Below are 17,721 nucleotides of genomic sequence, written 5' to 3'. Positions count from 1 at the left end.
CTCTGTCTCGTTCGGGCACGCGCGACCGTCGGCGGGCCCGTCGGGGCCCGGAGCCGGGGAGGTTCCCGGTCGCGGTCGTGCGCACCTCGTGGCCGGCAGCCGATCGTGGGATGTCGTGGCCAGGCCCGCGCTGCGGACCGTGCCGTGCCGTCGTCGTACGCGTGACGAGCGTGAGGTCTGGACGACCGGGCAACCGATGTACGTCGGCCATGATATCGGAGAACTATCCTGGCCCGATGAGCGACGCCGAGCACGCGAGCCCCACGACCCTGCCCCCGGCGGACCACACCGACGCGGTGGAGCTGCTCGGCCTCGTCGCGTACACCGAGCTCGCGAGCTTCGGGCGCCTCGCGGGCGACGCCGCGCACGCCCCCACGCTGCGCCAGCGCCAGGCCCTGTCCCGCCTCGCGGCCGCGATGCTCGACCGGCAGGAGCGCGTGCTCGTGCGCGTCGAGGAGCTGGGCGGTGACCCGGCGGACTGCATGACCCCGTTCGACGGCCTGTTCGACGACTTCGACGCGCGCACGAAGCCCAGCACGTGGTGGGAGGGCATCCTCAAGGGCTACGTGGGCCAGGGCGTCGCGGACGACTTCTGCCTCCTCGCGGCCCAGGGTCTCGACGAGCGCTCGCGCGACGTCGTCGTGGAGGCGCTCACGCACGACACCCCCTCGCAGCGCTACGCCCCGGTCATCGCCGAGGTCGCCGCCGAGGACCCGGTGCTCGCGTCGCGCCTCGCGCTGTGGGGGCGGCGGCTCGTCGGCGAGGCGCTTGGCGTCGTCGGCGACGTGCTGTCGCGGCGTCCCGCGCTCGCCCGGCTCGTGGCGGCGGGGGCCGAGCCGGTCGCCGCGGGCGGCGGCAGCGGGCCCGCGCCCGCGACCCAGTCCTGGGTGTTCGCGCGCCTCACGGCGGAGCACTCCCGGCGGATGGACCGGCTGGGCCTGGCGGCATGACGAGACCGCCGCCGCGCCCAGGGGGCGCGGCGGCGGCACGTGGCGGTCGGGTCCCGACGCTCGGGGCCCGGCGCTCAGACCTTGCGGCTCAGAGGGAGCCGAAACCGACCCGGCGCTGCTCCTCGGTGCCGATCTCGACGTAGCCGAGCGACGCCGTCGGGACGATCACGCGGCGACCGCGCGAGTCGGTGAGCTCGAGGGCGGGGGCGCCGCCAAGCGCGTCGGCGACCGCGGTGGCCACGGCCTCGGCGGTCAGGTCCGTGTCGACGACGATCTCACGGGCCAGGTTCTGCACACCGATCGTGACTTCCACTCAGCTCTCCTCACAGCGGCTGCGCCAGGCGCAGCGACGACGGGCCTCGGGCCGCCGGTGGGCGTCCCACCGGCGACAACGCGATCGATAGTAGTCAGATTCCCGTCGCCGACCCGTCGGGCGCGCTGAGGGAGCCCGACGGTGGCCGCCGCAGCATGCCGCGCACCCCGCGCCACACGAGGCGCGGCACGAGCCGGGTGACGTCGTCGGCCGTCGCGCCGCCGTCGGGGCGTACGACCTCCGTCGCGGCGGCCCGCCCGACGGCGGTGCACGTCCGGGCGACGACGAGCGCCTCGTCGGCGTCGAGGTCCGTGATGCGCACGAGGACGTCGGCGAACGCGCCGGCGATCGTCGTGTCGGGCGCGAGCACGCGCGCCCGGACGACCGGGTCCCGCATGACGTCGGACTCGAAGAGCAGCGCGGCCGAGCGGCCCGCCGCGCGCGCGTACGCGACGTAGGCCCGCACGATGCCCTCGATCACGGCGAGGCCGTCGACCGCCAGGGCGTCGGGGTCGCCCGCGGGCGTCCCGGGCGCCGGGTCGCGGAAGGGGTCCAGGGTCGCGTGCACGGCGCCCACGAGGCGGTCGCCCTGGTCGTCGACGATCGCGAGGTAGAGGTCGAGCTTCGACGGGAAGTGCCGGTACAGCACGGGCTTGCCGACCCCGGCGCGGTCGGCGATGTCGTCCATCGAGATGTGGTGGTAGCCGTGGGAGGCGAAGAGCTCCTCGGCGATGGTGAGGAGCTGCGCGCGGCGCTCGTCGCGCGGCATCCGGGTGCGCAGCCCGGGGGGAGCCGCGGCCGCGCCGCGCGTGCGTCCCTCGGTGGCTCCCATGGGGGGAGGATACGGAAACCGCGCTTCGTGTCGACCGTGCGTCACGAGGAGTGGGACGATGGGCGGGTGCCCGACAGACATACCCCCCCGAACCGCCTCTCGAGCGCCCGTGCGGGGCGCCGTACGACGGGTCTGCGGCACGGCGCCGCCGTGGCCGCGTGCCTCGTCGTCGGCCTGGGCGGCGGTGCGGCGACGGCGGAGGTCTGGGACCTGGGCGGGGCGGCGAGCACCGAGGCCGCTCCCGCCGCCGACGCCCGGGTGGATCCACCGGTCCCCGAGCGCGACGAGACCGCGGCGGTGAGCCGGTCGTCCGTGGAGCGCGCGGGCGCCGTCGAGCAGGGCCCGGGCCTCCTCGGCCCGATCGCGCCGCGCCCGGACGCGATCACCGCGCCCGAGCCCGCGCCCGCCCCGACGACCACGCCGGAGCCCGTCGTGGAACCGGCACCGGTCGAGGCGCCCGAGGCTCCGGTCGCGGAGCCCGGCTCCGGTCTGCTCGGGACGGTCGTCGTCGCGCCGGACCTCGGCGGCTCGCTCGTCGTCGTGCCGGGGGAGAGCCCGGCGCCCGGGAGCGGCACGGTCCGCTCCGTCCGGGTGGAGGTCGAGGCCGGGCTCCCCGTCGACGGCGAGGTGTTCGCCGCCGCGGTGCTCGCCACGCTCAACGACCCGCGCGGCTGGTCGGTCCCCGACGGCGTGACGTTCTCCCGGACGGCCGCCGACGACGCGTCCATCCGGGTCGTGCTCGCGAGCCCCGCCACGACCGACCGCCTGTGCGCCCCGCTCGCGACCGAGGGCCGCTACTCGTGCGGGAACTCGGTCACGGGTGCTGCCGTGCTGAACTTCGAGCGCTGGGTCCTCGGGGCGCCGGACTTCGGCGACGACCTCGCCACGTACCGGCAGTACCTCGTCAACCACGAGGTCGGGCACGTGCTCGGCCACGGCCACGAGGACTGCCCCGCGCCGGGCGCCGTGGCCCCGGTGATGGTCCAGCAGTCCATCTCGGCCCAGGGCTGCCTGACCAACGGCTGGCCCGTCCCGTAGTCCCGCGCGTCGCGCGCCCGCCCGGCGGTGTGGGTGGCGCGTGATGGGATCGGGTCCGTGCCCCGGACGACGACCGCCCCCCGCCTCGTCGCGCGGCCTCGCGAGCTCGAGGCCGACGCGGTGCTCGACGACTCCCAGCGCGCGGCGATCACCGCCGCGGCCGGGCCCGGGGCGACCCTCGTGGTGGGCGCGCCGGGCACGGGCAAGACCCTCGTCGCGCAGGAGGTCGTGCTCGCGGCCCTGCGCGACGGCGTCGCGCCCGAGCGCGTGCTCCTCCTCGCCGCGTCGCGCCGTGCCGCGGCCGCGCTCCGCGACCGCCTGTCGGACCGCGCGCGCCGCACCGTCGGCGCGCCCCTCGTGCGCACCGCCGCGTCCGCGGCCTTCGCCGTCCTGCGGGAGCGCGCGGCCGCGCTCGGCGAGCCCGTCCCGACGCTGATCTCCGGGCCGGAGCAGGACCTCGTGCTCGCCGAGCTCCTGGAGGGCCACCTCGACGGCGGGCTCGCGCACCTCGGCACCCCGCTCGCGCTGCCCGCGGGCCTGCCGGAGGAGGCGCTCGGCCTCCGCGGGCTGCGCCAGGAGCTCCGCGACCTCCTCATGCGCGCGGCGGAGCGCGGCCTGACCCCGGCCGACCTCGCCGCGCTCGGCGAGCGCTACGAGCGCCCGGAGTGGTCGCTCGGTGCCCAGCTCTACGCGGAGTACCTCGACGTCACCGCGCTGCGCACCGGGACACCCGACTCCGGGTCGCGGTTCGACCCGGCGATCGTGGTCGACGAGGCGGCGGAGGCGCTGCTCGCGTGGGACGACGAGGTGCCCGACGCCGCCCGGCCGCGCTGGGACCTCGTCGTCGTCGACGACTACCAGGAGGCGACGGTCGCCACCGCGCGCCTCCTGCACGTGCTGCACGACGACGGCGCGCGCCTCGTGCTGCTCGGGGACCCGGACGCGGCGGTGCAGACGTTCCGCGGCGCGAGCCCGGGGCTCGTGGGCCGCGCGTCCGCCCCCGCCCGCCGGGACGGCGCGCGCCGGGGCGAGCTGGGCGCGCGCGTCGCCGTCCTGGGCACGGCGTGGCGCCAGGGCGCTGCGCTGCGCGAGGTGACGCGGCGCGTGACCGCGCAGGTCGGCACCGTCGCCGGGGCCGTGCACCGTGGTGCCGCACCGCGGGACGCCGGCGAGCAGGTGGGCGAGGAGGCCGACGGCGGTCCCGGTGCCCCGCCCGTGCAGGTGGCGGTGCTCTCGGCCGTCGCGCAGGAGGCAGCGTTCGTCGCTCGGGAGCTGCGCGCGGAGCACCTGCTGCACGGCACTCCCTGGCACCGGATGGCCGTCGTCGCGCGCACGGGGACGCGGCTCGCGGCGCTGCGCCGCGAGCTCGTCGCCGCCTCGGTCCCCGTGACGCTGCTCGGCTCCGACGTCCCGCTGCGCGACGAGCCGGCGGTCGCGCCGCTCCTCGCCGCGGTCCGCGTGTGCGTCGCCGACGCGGAGGACCCCGAGGCCCTCGACCCGTTCACGGCGGCGGCGCTGCTCACGTCGCCCGTCGGCGCGCTCGACGTCGTCGCGCTGCGTCGCCTGCGCCGGGCGCTGCGGGCCGAGGAGCTCGAGGGCGGGGGCGGGCGCTCGTCCGACGCGCTGCTCGTCGAGCTGCTCCTCGACCCGGCGCGCGCCGCGACGCTGCCGCCCACGGTGCGCCGCGGGCCGGTCGCGGTCGCGCGCGCTCTCGCCGCAGGACGCGCGGCGGCCGCCGAGCCCGGCGCGACCGCGCAGACGGTGCTGTGGGCGGTGTGGGCCGCGACCGGTCTCGCGGAGCGGTGGCGGTCGGCGGCGCTCGACGGCGGTCCCGCCGGGGCGCGCGCGGACCGTGACCTCGACGCGGTGCTCGCGCTGTTCCGCGCCGCGGAGACGTTCGTCGACCGCATGCCGGGCGCCCCCGCCGGAGCGTTCGTCGAGTACCTCGCCTCGCAGGACCTGCCCGCCGACTCGCTCGCGGCGAGCGCGAGCGGGGCCGACGCCGTGGCGGCGCTCACCCCCGCCGGTGCTGCCGGGCGCGAGTGGGACGTCGTCGTGGTGGCGGGCGTCCAGGACGGCGTGTGGCCCGACCTCCGGCTGCGCGACTCGCTACTCGGCTCGCAGGCGCTCGTCGAGCTCCTCGCCGGCCGCGCGCAGGACGCGCACGGGGTCGGCTCGCAGGCGCGCGCCCAGGTGCTCGCGGACGAGCTGCGGGCGTTCGTCGTCGCGACGTCGCGCGCGACGCGTCGCCTCGTCGTGACGGCCGTGCAGGACGCGGAGGAGGCGCCGTCGGTGTTCTGCGACCTCGTCGTGCCGCCGTCGGCACCCGAGGGTCCCGGGGGCACGGACGGCTCGGGAGGCCCGGACGGCGCCGACGGTCCCGGCGGGCGTGGTGGTCCGCAGGACGGGCCGGTCGAGCCCGCCGAGCGGCGGCACGTGCGCGTCGGTGCCCCGCTCGACCTGCGCGGGCTGGTCGCCGCGGCCCGTGGCGTCCTCGTCGAGACGGCGGCGCGCGAGGCAGGCGGGGCCGGGGCCCCCGGGCCGGACGAGCGCGCGGTCGCGGCGGCGACGCTCCTGGCGGACCTCGGGGCGCTCGGCGTCGCGGAGGCCCGCCCGGAGACGTGGTACGGCGTCGCGGGGGTGTCGAGCACGGCACCGCTGCGCGGTGCGGAGGAGACGGTCACCGTGTCGCCGTCGAAGGTCGAGACGGTCTCGACGTGCCCGCTGCGCTGGTCGCTCGAGGCGGCCGGCGGGACGGCGCCCGACGCGACGCACCAGAGCCTCGGCACGCTCGTCCACTCCATCGCCGAGAGCCACCCGTCCGGGTCGCTCGCCGAGCTGCGCGCGGAGCTCGACCGCCGGTGGGCGGAGCTCGCGCTGCCCGACGGCTGGCCCGCGCGCCAGCTCCGTCGCCGCGCCGAGCGCATGGTCGAGAAGCTCGCGGCCTACGTCGCGCAGGCGGGCGAGCCGCTCCTCGTCGAGCCGTCGTTCGACGTCACCGTCGGCCGCGCCCGGCTGCGCGGCACGATCGACCGCGTCGAGGCGGCGGGGGACGGCAAGGTCCGCGTCGTCGACCTCAAGACCGGTCGGCGCACCGCGACGAAGGCGGAGGGCGCGGAGCACCCCCAGCTCGGGGCCTACCAGCTCGCGGTCGAGGCGGGTGCGCTCGACGTGCCGGAGGGCACGCGCAGCGCGGGCGCGCAGCTCGTGTACGTCGGGAGCACCCACGTGGGCCCGGCCGTCGTGGCGCAGCCGGCGCTCGAGCCGGAGCCCGACGGGTCGAGCTGGGCGCGCGACCTCGTCGACGAGGCCGCCGGCACCATGTCGGCGGCGACGTTCACCGCCCGCCAGAACGGGCTGTGCGAGATGTGCCCCGTGCGCCGGGCGTGCCCGGTGCAGCCCGAGGGCAGGAGGGTGGTGGCGTGAGCAGCGAGCTGTTCGAGCTCCCGGAGGCGGGCGCGAGCGGGTCGACGGTGCGCCTGGTCGCGGCCGACGGGCTCCCGGTCGAGAGCGAGGACGCGGGGGGCGACGAGCACCGGGCGGCGGAGCCGCCACGGCCGACGCTCTCCGCGACCCGGATCGCCGACCTCCTCGGACGTCCCCGCCCGACCCCGGAGCAGGTCGAGGTGATCGAGGCGCCGCTCGAGCCGACGCTCGTCGTCGCCGGGGCCGGCTCGGGCAAGACGGAGACGATGGCGGCGCGCGTCGTCTGGCTCATCGCGAACGAGCTCGTCCCCCCGGACGCGGTGCTGGGCCTCACGTTCACGCGCAAGGCGGCGGGCGAGCTCGCGGAGCGCGTCCAGGTGCGGCTCGCCCAGCTCGCGCGCGCCCGGGGCGGCGCGGCCTCGGCGCTCTCGCTGCTCGACCGGCCGACCGTCGCGACGTACAACGCGTACGCCGCGTCGCTCGTCGGCGACCACGGGCTGCGCGTCGGCGTCGAGCCGGGGGCCCGCCTGCTCGGTGAGGCGCAGCAGTGGCAGCTCGCGTCGGAGGTCGTGGAGTCCTGGGACGACGACCTGGGCACCGACCGCGCCCTGAGCACGGTCGTCGCGGCGGTGCTCGGGCTCTCCGGCGCGCTCGGCGAGCACCTCCTCGACCCCGCCGAGGCGCGGGACCGCCTGGCCGAGATCGTCGAGCAGCTCGACGCGCTCCCGCTCGGGCCGCGGCAGAGGGCCCGGACGAAGGAGGTCGAGAAGCTCGTCGGCGACGTCGCGGAACGGGTCCGGCTGCTCGACGTCGTCGCGGAGTACCGCCGCCGCAAGCGCGCGACCGACTCCCTCGACTTCGGCGACCAGGTGGCGCTCGCGGCGCGGCTCGCGCGCGAGGTGCCGGTCGTGGGGGAGACCGAGCGGGCCCGGTTCCGCGTCGTGCTCCTCGACGAGTACCAGGACACGTCGCACGCGCAGGTCGAGCTCCTCGCGGGGCTGTTCGGCGGCGGGCACCCCGTGACGGCCGTGGGCGACCCGCACCAGTCGATCTACGGGTGGCGCGGCGCGAGCGCGGGCGGCCTCGCGCGGTTCCCCGACCGCTTCCCGCGCGCGGGGGGCGACCGCTCGGCCGTGCGCTTCCTCTCGACGTCGTGGCGCAACGACGCCGCCGTCCTCGCGGCGGCGAACGTCACCGCCGGCCCGCTGCGCGGTGCCGTCGCGGGTGGGCGGGGCGACCGGGTCGAGGTGCCGCCGCTCGCGCTGCGCCCTGACGCGGGCCCGGGCGCGGTGGCTGCGCACGTGGCGGCCACCGCCGAGGAGGAGGCCGCGGCCGTGGCCGAACGCGTCGCCGCGCGGTGGCGCCCGGCGAGCGCGCCCGGGGGACGCGTCACCGCGGCCGTGCTGTGCCGCAAGCGCAGCCAGTTCGCGGCGGTCGAGGTCGCGCTGCGGCGGCGCGGGCTGCCCGTGGAGGTCGTCGGCCTCGGTGGGCTGCTCACGACGCCCGAGGTCGTCGACGTCGTCGCTCTGCTCGAGGCCGTGCACGACCCCTCGCGCGGCGACGCGCTCGTGCGGCTCCTCACCGGGCCGCGGCTCAACCTCGGTGCGGCCGACCTGCACGCGCTCGGGAGCCGCGCGGCGGACCTCGCGCGGCTCGAGGGCGCGCTGGGCTCGCGCCGTCGCGCCTCCGCCGCGGAGGACACCGAGTCGGGGCTCGTGGTGGTCGAGGGGGACGTCGCCGACCACCGCTCGATCGTCGACGCGCTCGACGACCTGCCGGACCCGGGCGAGCCTGCCGCGGACGGGCGCACGCTCTCCGCCCAGGGTCACGCACGGCTCTCGGCGCTCTCGCGGACCCTGCGCGCGCTGCGCGGTCTCACGTACCTGTCGCTCCCGGAGCTCGTCGTCGAGGCGGAGCGGGCCCTCGGCCTCGACGTCGAGGCCGTGACGAACGAGGCGTTGCTCGCGTCGCGGCGGCTCGTCGACCCGGAGGCCGTGAGCGACCGGGCCCGCGAGCACCTCGACGCGTTCCGCGACGTCGCCGCGACGTTCACGCAGACGGCGGACGTCGTGACGCTCGGGGCGTTCCTCGCGTGGCTCGGGGTCGCCTCGACGCGGGAGAACGGCCTCGACCTGCCCGTGCGGGAACCCGACCCGGACGCGGTGCAGGTCATCACCGCGCACGCCGCGAAGGGCCTCGAGTGGGACGTCGTCGTCGTGCCCGGTCTCGTGGACGGCGTGTTCCCCACGACGGCCGAGTCGTCGTCGGGCGTGCGCGCGGACAGCGGCTGGCTCACCGACGTGAGCCAGCTCCCGTACCCGCTGCGCGGCGACGCCGCCGACCTGCCCGGTTTCCGCTTCGACCTCGCGGCGGACACGAAGGAGCTCGTGGCGCGGCGCGACGAGTTCCGCGCGGCGAGCGGCGAGCACCAGCTCGCCGAGGAGCGACGCCTCGCCTACGTGGCCTTCACGCGGGCGCGCCGCGAGCTGTACCTCACGGCGTCCTGGTGGCAGACGGGGTCGCGCCCGCGCGCGCTGTCGCCGTTCCTCGTCGAGCTCGTCGAGGCGGGGGTCGTGACGGCCGACGGGTGGTCGGCCCCGCCCGGTCCCGACGACTCCAACCCGCTCGAGGACGTCGAGGTGACCGGCACGTGGCCCGTGCCCGACGACGCTCCCGGCGGGTCGGCGCGGTCCGTCCTGCGGGACACCGCGGCGGCCGTCGAACGCGCGGCGGTCGAGCGTGCGGCGGTCGAGCGGGCCGCGGCGGAGCGCGCCGCGTCGGTCGGGGCAGAGGCGTCCGACACCGCGCGAGGTCAGAGGACCGCCGACGACGCGAGCGGCCCCGCCGGGCTCACGGCGCCCTCGGGAGTCCTCGTCGACGCCGAGGGTCGCGACCTCGTGGCGCTGGCACGCGTCCTGCTCGCGGAGCGTGCCGAGCGCTCGGGCCGGGAGGTCGAGCTGCCGGCGCACGTCTCGGCGTCGAGCCTCGTCCGGCTCGCGGCGGACCGCGACGAGTACGCGCTGCACCTGCGCCGCCCGGTCCCGGTGGAGCCCACGGTCCACGCGCGCCGGGGCACCCGGTTCCACCTGTGGGCCGAGCGCTACTTCACGACGTCGTCCCTGCTCGACGTCGAGGACCTCCCCGGGGCGGACGACGACGACCTCGACCCCGACGCCGACCTCGAGACGCTCCAGCGGACGTTCCTGGCCTCGGAGTGGGCGACGCGCACGCCCGTCGCCGTCGAGGTCGACGTCGAGACGCCCGTCGGGTCGACGGTCCTGCGGTCGCGCATCGACGCGGTGTTCCCCGAGCTCCCCGAGCACGCGAGCGGGGCGCGTGACGCCGTCGTGGTCGTCGACTGGAAGACGGGGCGCGCGCCGTCGGACCCGGAGGCGCGCAGCGTGCGCGAGGTGCAGCTCGCCGTCTACCGGCTCGCGTGGTCGCGCTGGACGGGGGTGCCGCTCGAGAAGGTGAACGCCGCGTTCTACTACGTCGCCTCCGACGAGACCGTGCGTCCGCGCCGCCTGCTGGGCGAGGCCGAGATCGAGGCGCTGCTGGTCGCCGACTGAGCCGGCGGGACCTCAGTCGTCGGCGTCCTGCGTCGCCTCGTCGAGGTCGGCGAGCATGTCGAGCGCGTCGGCGACCACGTCGTCGAGGCCGTTGCGCACGCCGTGCAGCAGCCAGCGCGCGAGGGCGAGCTCGCCGACGAGGAGCGCGCGGTCCAGCAGGTGCTTGTCCGTGAGCTCGGTGCGGCGCAGCTGGTAGGCCTCCATGATCGAGTCGACGACCTCGGGCGGCGCCGAGACCAGCAGCCACGCGAGGTCGTCCGCGGGGTCCGCGACGCGCGCGCCCGCCCAGTCCGTCACGGCGACGACGCGCCCGCGGGCGACGAGCACCTGCTCCGGGCCGAGGTCGCCGTGCACGACGACCGGCTGGAACCGCCACAGCGAGACGTCCTCGAGCGCGGTCTCCCAGCGGCGCAGCAGCGTCGGCGGCACCTTGCCCGTGGCCGCGGCCTCGTCGAGCTCCGCCATGCGGCGCGCGCGGTACTCCTCGACCTCGTAGCCCGGCAGGCCGGCGTCGTCGACGATCGTGCGCGGCAGCTCGTGGACCGACGCGAGCACACGGCCCAGGTCGGCCGCGAGGCCCGGTCCGGGCCGCAGGCCGTCGACGTCGAGCGGCTCGCCCTCGAGCGCCGGGTGCACGACGGCGCGCCCGCCCTCCGGGAGGAGCGCGGTGCCGCTGACGCGCGGCACGGCGAACGACAGCACCCCCGACTCGGCGTAGTGCTGCAGCGAGCCCAGCAGCTCCGCCTCGGCCTCGAGCGCGGCGCCCGCCTGGAGGCTGCGGGGTGCGCGCACGGTCCAGCGGGTGCCGTCGGCGTCGGTGACGACGGCGGTGTCGTAGTCGCCCGGATCCTCGACGGGCCGTGCGCTGCGGGCGTCCAGGCCGGGCACGGCGGCGGTCGCGAGCGCGGCGAGGGTCAACGGAGAACGAGGCACGCGACCACGGTAGTCGGTCTCTGCACGCGCCCGGTCGACCCACGCCGTCCCCGGCGCCGCACCCCCGCGAGGCGGCGCCCCCTGCAGGGCGGGTGGCCCGGTCCCCGGTGGCCTACGGTCGGGGGGTGAGCACCCCTGCCGCCCGGCCGTCGTCGGGCACGAGCGACCCTGCCGTGACCCCGGACCGACCCGGCACCGCGCCGGTCGACGCCCGGACCGGCACCCGGACCGGCACGCCGACGGGCGCGCCCCCCGGGCCGGGCGCGCTGCCGCGCACGCCGCTCGACCACCTCCCGCTGCCGCTCGACGGCGCGTTCGTCGACCGCTCGGAGCACCGGCGCGCGGAGCCGGACCTCGTGCGCACGCTGCGGTCGCAGCCGACGACGCGCGTCCTGCTCGTCCACCGCGGCCGGCTCGCGCTCGGCGGCCCCGGCGTGGCCAGTGGCGTCGCCCTGCTGGACCCGGCCGAGCTCCGCGACGTGGACCCGGCGACCGACGACGACCCCGCGCGCTGGCTCTTCCTCGGCGAGGACGACGGCACGGCGTACCTCGCGCTCGTGCTCCCCGAGGACGCGGACGCCGAGGAGGTCGACATCGAGGGCGTCGACGCGTCGGAGCCGTTCGCGGTCCTCGCGCGCGATCACGCGTGGTCCGGGCTGCGCGACCTCGTCGGCGCGGTCCCTGCGCCGGTCGCCGGGCTGGCGACGGAGGCGGTGGCGCTCGCGGCGTGGCACGCGAACCACCCGCGCTGCCCGCGCTGCGGCGGCCGGACGACCGTCGAGAAGGGCGGGTGGACGCGCCGCTGCGTGGCGCAGGGCGTCGAGCTGTACCCGCGCACCGACCCGGCGGTGATCATGACCGTGGTGCACGGCGAGGGGCCCGACGAGCGATTGCTGCTCGGGCACGCGGCCCACTGGCCGGAGCGGCGGTTCTCGACCCTCGCGGGCTACGTCGAGCCCGGCGAGTCGCTCGAGAACGCGGTGCGGCGGGAGGTCGCGGAGGAGGCGGGCGTCGTCGTCGGCGACGTGGCCTACCGGGGGAGCCAGCCGTGGCCGTTCCCCGCGTCGCTCATGCTCGGCTTCTCGGCCCGCGCCTTGACGACGGAGCTGCACGTGGACGGCGTCGAGCTCACCGACGCGCGCTGGTTCACGCGGGCCGAGCTCGCCGAGGCCGTCCGGTCGCGCGAGGTGCTGCTGCCGGGCCGGTCGTCGATCGCGCGGGCGCTCCTCGAGGACTGGTTCGGCGCGAGCCTCGCCGACGGCTGAGGGCGGCTCAGGGCGGGAGCGGTGCGAGGCGCCGTCGTCGGGCCGCCCGCGCCGGGTGCGCGAAGGGCCCGGTCCGGATTCCCGGATCGGGCCCTCGTGCGTGCCGCGTCAGGCGGCGAGGCGCTTCTTGACCTCCGCGAGGGACGGGTTCGTCGCGGCGGAGCCGTCGGGGAAGACGACGGTCGGCACGGTGCGGTTGCCGTCGTTGACGGACTCCACGAACTCTGCGGTGCCGGGCGTCTCCTCGATGTTGACCTCGGTGTAGCCGATGCCCTCGGAGTCGAGCTGCGTCTTGAGGCGGCGGCAGTACCCGCACCACGTCGTCGAGTACATGACGACCGAGCCGGTGTCGGGAAGGGTCGGGGCGGTGCTCATCGAGGGCTCTCCTGCTGCGGTTCCGGGCGGCGCGTGCCGCGGGCGGTCGGGTCGTGACGGTAACACCGGGGGAGCGCGGGCTGTTCCCGGCCCGCGTGTCAGCCGGGCCTGCGAGAATCGCGGGTGATGTCCACGCCACCGGTCTCACGCCCGCTCGCCCACCGCTCCGCCGACGAGATCCTCGACGCCCTCGACCCCGACCAGCGCGACGTCGCGGTCGCGCTGCGCGGGCCCGTGTGCGTGCTCGCCGGCGCGGGGACGGGCAAGACGCGCGCGATCACGCACCGCATCGCGTACGGGGTCCGCACGGGCGTGTACGTGCCGACGAGCGTGCTCGCCGTGACCTTCACGGCGCGCGCGGCGGGGGAGATGCGCACGCGCCTGCGCGAGCTCGGTGCGACGGGAGTCCAGGCGCGCACGTTCCACGCGGCCGCGCTGCGCCAGCTCGGCTACTTCTGGCCCAAGGTCGTCGGCGGGGCGCCGCCGCGCATCCTCGAGCACAAGGCACCCGTCGTGGCGGAGTCGGCGCGCCGGCTCGGCGTCGGGGTGGACCGCGTCGCGGTGCGGGACCTGTCGTCCGAGATCGAGTGGGCCAAGGTCTCGCTCGTCACCGCCGACGACTACGTCCGCGCGTGCGAGGCGATCGACCGCGAGCCCCCCGCCGGGTACGACCACCAGACCGTCGCGCGACTCCTCACGGCCTACGAGGACGTGAAGACCGAGCGGTCGGTCATCGACTTCGAGGACGTGCTCCTCATGCTCGGCGACATGCTCGCCACGCAGGGCGCGGTGGCCGACGAGGTGCGGCGCCAGTACCGCCACTTCGTCGTCGACGAGTACCAGGACGTCTCGCCCCTGCAGCAGTTCGTCCTCGACCAGTGGCTCGGGGGACGCGACGAGCTGTGCGTCGTCGGCGACCCGTCGCAGACGATCTACTCGTTCACCGGCGCGACGCCGCACCACCTCCTCACGTTCTCGCGCACCCACCCGAAGGCTCAGGTGATCCGCCTCGTGCGCGACTACCGCTCGACGCCGCAGGTGGTGAACCTCGCGAACCAGCTCCTCGCGCGCGCGGGCCGTGCGGGCGGCGCGCACCAGGCGCTCGAGCTCGTCGCCCAGCGGCCGGCGGGGCCGCCCGTCGCCTTCACCGCGTACGACGACGACGAGGCGGAGGCGAGCGGGATCGCGCAGCGCATCGGGCGGCTCCTCGCCGCGGGCACGCGCGCGAGCGAGATCGCGGTGCTCTACCGGACCAACGCGCAGTCGGAGGCGTTCGAGTCGGCGCTCGCGGACGCGGGCATCGGCTACCTCGTGCGGGGCGGGGAGCGCTTCTTCCAGCGCAAGGAGGTCCGCGACGCGATCGTTCTGCTGCGCGGGGCGGCCCGCTCCGCCGACCCGGACGTCCCCATGCCGGAGACGGTGCGCGACGTCCTGGCCGCCGCGGGCTGGGCCCCCGCGCCGCCGGCCGCGCGCGGCGCGGCGCGGGAGCGCTGGGAGTCCACGCAGGCTCTCGTCGCGCTCGCCGACGACGTCGCCGGGCTCGCCGCGGCGTCCGACGCCCCGGCCCCGACCGTCGCGACCTTCGTCGCCGAGCTCGACGAGCGCGCCGCGGCCCAGCACGCCCCGACGGTCGAGGGAGTGACCCTGGCGTCGCTGCACGCGGCGAAGGGCCTGGAGTGGGACGCCGTCTTCCTCGCCGGGATGAGCGAGGGGCTCATGCCGATCTCCCTCGCGGAGACGGACGAGGCGGTCGCGGAGGAGCGCCGGCTGCTCTACGTCGGCATCACGCGGGCACGCGAGCACCTCGAGCTCTCGTTCGCGCGCTCGCGCAACCCCGGCGGCCGGGCGACGCGCCGGCGCACGCGGTTCCTCGACGGGCTCTGGCCCGACGAGCCGGGCGTGCGCGGGACGCGACGTGCGCGCGCGGGGCAGTCCAAGGTCCGGCTCACGGGGGAGTACGACCAGGCGCTGTTCGAGGAGCTGCGCGAGTGGCGTCGCCAGGTCGCGCAGGAGACGGACAAGCCGGCGTTCACCGTGCTCGTGGACTCGGCGCTCGCGGCCGTCGCCGAGACGCGGCCGACGAGCCAGGCCGACCTCGCACGCATCAACGGTCTGGGGCCCGCGAAGATCGAGCGGTACGGGGCCACGATCCTCGAGATCGTGCGCCGCGCGGAGGGCTGACGAGCCCCCGTCCGTGCCTCTCGACGAGGGCCGGGTGAACTCGTCGAAGAATTTCTCGTAAATAAGTTGTGCCTCCTGTGAGGGGCGGCATATGGTCGACGAGTCCTGTTGGGAAGGGGCGCGCCGAGAGGCGGGCGCCTGATGGAGAGAGGGGGTGGGAGAGCTGATGAACAACCAGATCGCCATGGCGAACCTGCTGGATCACGCGTCCGCGTACACGGGCACGCCAGGAGAGCTCCGTCCGCGTGCCATCGCGCACCGCGGCGGCACCTTCATCGCCCGCCCCGCTCCCGACTCCGCCACCAGGACGAACCCGGTCTGACCGACCGGAACCTTCCAGGCCGCGGAGTCCCTCTAGGACCCGCGGCCTTCGTGTTCTCCGAGCACGTCCGCCGATGAGGATCACCGGCCCCACCCGTCTCCACGAGACGGGGCCGCTGTCCTCAGGGTCCTGTGACGACGACGTTCACACCCACGACAGGACATCACTGGAGGACATCGTGCGGCTCACCGCGCTGCTCGACAACATCACCGCTCAGGGGGGATCCGGCCCCTGGGTCCCTCACCAACCGCTGGCCACGCCGCTCGGCGAGAACGACTCCGCGGAGTTCGACCGCCTTCTCGCGGGCCTGCTGCCCTGCCGCACCAACGACCCGGAGCTCTGGTTCGCCGAGCGCACCGCCGAGGTCGAGGAGGCCAAGGCCCTGTGCCGCACCTGCCCGCTCGTCGAGGGCTGCCTCGCCGGTGCGGTCGAGCGTCGCGAGCCCTGGGGCGTCTGGGGCGGCGAGGTCTTCGTGGACGGCGTCGTGGTCGCGCGCAAGCGCGGCCGCGGCCGTCCGAGCAAGGCCGAGGTGCTCGCCCGCGAGGCCGAGCGCCAGGCCCAGGAGGCCGCACGGACCGAGGCGTCAGTCGGCGCCTCGACGGCGGCCTGACATGGGCAGCGGCGCCCCGTCCGGGGGCGTGCGCGCCAGCTCGCCGCACCCGCAGCGCGGGTGGCGGCTCGACCCGCGCAGCCGCGGCACGGCATCGGGAGCAGGAATCTCGATGCAGGCCGTGGCTGCGCGGGGCACCAGCCCGTCCAGGGCTGCCAGGACCTGACCGAGCGCGACGGCCGCGGCCGACGCCGCGAGCAGCGTCTCCTCGCTCCGGTGCGCGGACGCCTCGCGCAGCTGTCGAGCGACCTGCGGCCAGCAGGGGTCCACGTCCGCGCGGTGCAGGTCCGCGCACGTCAGGCACGGGTCGAGCCCCGGCCGGACGAACGGCCCGACCACGACGTCGGCCTCGCGCACCACGACCGACAGGTGCGCGACCCCCGCACCCACCAACCTCCGGACCCGGACCGGGTCCGCGGCTCCGTGCTCGACCACGACGACGACGTCGGGCGCGGGGGCCCGTGCCTCCTCCGGCGTGACCGGGGTCGAGGCCGTCACGACGCCCGGGGCGACCTCCTCGACGATCCGCCGCACCGCACCCTCGCGCGGCGACCCGACGTCCCGCAGCCGGTAGGCCCCACCGCCGACGTCCGTGGTGAGCACCGTGCCCGGGTCGTCGAGGACGAGCGCGCCCACCCCTGCCGTCGCGAGGTGGACGGCGAGCGCGGCACCCACCCGCCCGAGCCCGACGACCGCGACGGTCGCCCGGGCGCGCGCCGCGAGCACGCGGTGCCCCGCGCCGTCGGGCAGCAACGCCGACAGCACCGCGAGGTCCGCCGCGCCGTGCCCCGGGGCGGGCGACGCCGGCCGGCGTCGGCGCGCCGTGACGAGGAGGTGCGCCTCGTCGAGCAGGCGGACGAGCGCGGCGCGGCGCGTGCGCTGCGCGGGGGAGCCGGGGACGTCGGGTGCGCCGCCGCGCCGCGCGGGCGCGGCGAGCGCGCGCAGCCAGCGCTCCTCGTCCGCGTCGAGCCCGGTGAGCCGCACCGACCACCGCGGGTCGGTGCCGACCTGGACCTCGCCGGGGCCGCGCCGCAGGAGCGGCGCCTCGGGTCGCAGCACGCGTCGTCGCTGCACGGCTCCTCCGTCCGTCGTCGTGCGGGGTCCGGCCGGACGCCCGACGTCAGCCTGGCACGGGCCCGAGAGCCGCCGACGGTTGTCCACAGGCTCCGCCCCGATGGTCCGGCGGGGAGGAACTCTTTGCCGTCACCACAGGTCTCCACGTCGTCCGCTCGACCGAACTCCGCGGGAGAGCGCGCCACTCCGCGCGCGCCCCTGCCATTTCGTGGCAAGAACCACTACGGTCTGAGGCGTGGTCCGGGAGACGATCGTGGAGGTTCGGCGCAGCCGCCGACGCAAGAGCACGGTGAGCGCCTACCGCGACGGCGAGCGCACGATCGTCGCGATCCCGGCGCGGTTCACGCGCGCGCAGGAGCGCGAGTGGGTCCAGCGCATGCTCGACCGCCTCGCCGACTCCGAGCGCCGGCGGCGGCCGTCGGACGCGGAGCTGGAGCGCCGCGCCCTCGAGCTGTCGGACAAGTACCTGGACGGCCGCGCGCGGCCCACGAGCGTGCGGTGGGCGGGGAACCAGGACCGCCGGTGGGGCTCGTGCACGCTCATCGACGGCACGATCCGCATCTCGACGCGCGTCCGGGGGATGCCGTCCTGGGTGCTCGACTACGTGCTCCTGCACGAGCTCGCGCACCTGCTCCACGCCGGTCACGGCCCGGGGTTCTGGAAGCTGCTCGACGCCTACCCGCGCACGGAGCGGGCGCGGGGGTTCCTGGAGGGCGTGTCGTTCTCGCGGGACGCGGACCTCGAGCCGGACGACGCGGACGTCGAGCCGCGGGACGGCGCCGCGGGGACCACGGCACCGCCCGCGGAGACGGCGAGCTGACCCGGAGGGGACC

The 17,721-nt window shown here is 77.0% G+C and carries 13 protein-coding genes and 1 pseudogene; 9 read left to right on the top strand and 5 right to left on the bottom strand.

Going from position 1 to position 17,721, the window contains the following annotated elements:
* Nucleotides 1-236 precede the first annotated feature (236 nt).
* Complete coding sequence (locus ACZ4MO_RS04505) at nt 237-950, top strand: ferritin-like fold-containing protein (protein WP_051028611.1); 714 nt, start codon at nt 237-239, stop codon at nt 948-950.
* Between the two features lie 88 nt (nt 951-1,038).
* On the opposite strand, the gene ACZ4MO_RS04500 is transcribed toward ACZ4MO_RS04505, so the two are convergent.
* On the bottom strand, nt 1,039-1,263 hold the full coding sequence (locus ACZ4MO_RS04500) for a DUF3107 domain-containing protein (protein ID WP_034654117.1): 225 nt from the start codon (nt 1,261-1,263) through the stop codon (nt 1,039-1,041).
* A 94-nt stretch (nt 1,264-1,357) separates the two neighbouring features.
* On the bottom strand, nt 1,358-2,095 hold the full coding sequence (locus ACZ4MO_RS04495) for a TetR/AcrR family transcriptional regulator (protein ID WP_051028608.1): 738 nt from the start codon (nt 2,093-2,095) through the stop codon (nt 1,358-1,360).
* 66 nt (nt 2,096-2,161) lie between these two features.
* Between ACZ4MO_RS04495 and ACZ4MO_RS04490 the strand changes: the two genes are divergently transcribed.
* From ACZ4MO_RS04490 to ACZ4MO_RS04480, 3 genes are read left to right on the top strand one after another with little or no spacing between them, the layout of a single operon-like run.
* On the top strand, nt 2,162-3,133 hold the full coding sequence (locus ACZ4MO_RS04490; protein ID WP_255437002.1) for a DUF3152 domain-containing protein: 972 nt from the start codon (nt 2,162-2,164) through the stop codon (nt 3,131-3,133).
* A gap of 57 nt (nt 3,134-3,190) precedes the next feature.
* Nucleotides 3,191-6,559: a PD-(D/E)XK nuclease family protein gene (locus ACZ4MO_RS04485; RefSeq protein ID WP_342779532.1), complete on the top strand. Its 3,369-nt coding sequence runs from the start codon at nt 3,191-3,193 to the stop codon at nt 6,557-6,559.
* Nucleotides 6,556-10,128, top strand: a complete 3,573-nt coding sequence (locus ACZ4MO_RS04480; protein ID WP_175007930.1) for a UvrD-helicase domain-containing protein — start codon at nt 6,556-6,558, stop codon at nt 10,126-10,128. Before ACZ4MO_RS04485 ends, ACZ4MO_RS04480 begins: the two co-directional genes overlap by 4 nt.
* Before the next feature lie 12 nt (nt 10,129-10,140).
* On the opposite strand, the gene ACZ4MO_RS04475 is transcribed toward ACZ4MO_RS04480, so the two are convergent.
* Entirely contained in the window at nt 10,141-11,061 is a 921-nt protein-coding gene (locus ACZ4MO_RS04475; RefSeq protein ID WP_108047431.1) for a phosphotransferase, read from the bottom strand.
* A gap of 125 nt (nt 11,062-11,186) precedes the next feature.
* On the opposite strand from ACZ4MO_RS04475, the gene nudC reads away from it, so the two are divergent.
* Nucleotides 11,187-12,326: an NAD(+) diphosphatase gene (nudC, locus tag ACZ4MO_RS04470; protein WP_255437003.1), complete on the top strand. Its 1,140-nt coding sequence runs from the start codon at nt 11,187-11,189 to the stop codon at nt 12,324-12,326.
* Between the two features lie 108 nt (nt 12,327-12,434).
* Here nudC and ACZ4MO_RS04465 read toward each other — a convergent pair whose 3' ends face one another.
* Nucleotides 12,435-12,701 carry a mycoredoxin gene (locus ACZ4MO_RS04465; RefSeq protein WP_043658319.1) on the bottom strand — a complete coding sequence of 89 codons (267 nt, stop codon included), beginning with the start codon at nt 12,699-12,701 and terminating at the stop codon, nt 12,435-12,437.
* Between the two features lie 126 nt (nt 12,702-12,827).
* Between ACZ4MO_RS04465 and ACZ4MO_RS04460 the strand changes: the two genes are divergently transcribed.
* The 3 genes and pseudogenes from ACZ4MO_RS04460 to ACZ4MO_RS04450 form a co-directional block, all read left to right on the top strand.
* Nucleotides 12,828-14,882, top strand: coding sequence for an ATP-dependent helicase (locus tag ACZ4MO_RS04460; RefSeq protein WP_043658322.1), 2,055 nt, complete (start codon nt 12,828-12,830; stop codon nt 14,880-14,882).
* Nucleotides 14,883-15,048: 166 nt separating this feature from the next.
* On the top strand, nt 15,049-15,204 hold the full coding sequence (locus tag ACZ4MO_RS04455) for a hypothetical protein (RefSeq protein WP_167405678.1): 156 nt from the start codon (nt 15,049-15,051) through the stop codon (nt 15,202-15,204).
* Nucleotides 15,205-15,511: 307 nt separating this feature from the next.
* Nucleotides 15,512-15,727: pseudogene (locus tag ACZ4MO_RS04450) on the top strand (WhiB family transcriptional regulator); the annotation flags it as partial.
* Nucleotides 15,728-15,787: 60 nt separating this feature from the next.
* On the opposite strand, the gene ACZ4MO_RS04445 reads toward ACZ4MO_RS04450, so the two are convergent.
* Complete coding sequence (locus ACZ4MO_RS04445) at nt 15,788-16,888, bottom strand: ThiF family adenylyltransferase (protein WP_175007931.1); 1,101 nt, start codon at nt 16,886-16,888, stop codon at nt 15,788-15,790.
* Between the two features lie 235 nt (nt 16,889-17,123).
* On the opposite strand from ACZ4MO_RS04445, the gene ACZ4MO_RS04440 reads away from it, so the two are divergent.
* A complete protein-coding gene (locus tag ACZ4MO_RS04440) occupies nt 17,124-17,708 on the top strand; it encodes a YgjP-like metallopeptidase domain-containing protein (RefSeq protein WP_255437004.1) in 585 nt (194 codons plus the stop codon).
* The last annotated feature ends 13 nt before the right edge of the window (nt 17,709-17,721 follow it).

The organism is Sphaerisporangium cinnabarinum, assembly GCF_055567015.1.
The sequence above is the reverse complement of the archived record's forward strand: the minus strand, read 5'-3'. Positions and strand labels throughout refer to the sequence as shown.

Coding starts and splice junctions, on each gene's coding strand:
- ACZ4MO_RS04505 (WP_051028611.1), top strand. CDS start 237: ATGAGCGACGCCGAGCACGCGAGCCCCACGACCCTGCCCCCGGCGGAC.
- ACZ4MO_RS04495 (WP_051028608.1), bottom strand. CDS start 2,095: ATGGGAGCCACCGAGGGACGCACGCGCGGCGCGGCCGCGGCTCCCCCC.
- ACZ4MO_RS04465 (WP_043658319.1), bottom strand. CDS start 12,701: ATGAGCACCGCCCCGACCCTTCCCGACACCGGCTCGGTCGTCATGTAC.
- ACZ4MO_RS04460 (WP_043658322.1), top strand. CDS start 12,828: ATGTCCACGCCACCGGTCTCACGCCCGCTCGCCCACCGCTCCGCCGAC.
- ACZ4MO_RS04455 (WP_167405678.1), top strand. CDS start 15,049: ATGAACAACCAGATCGCCATGGCGAACCTGCTGGATCACGCGTCCGCG.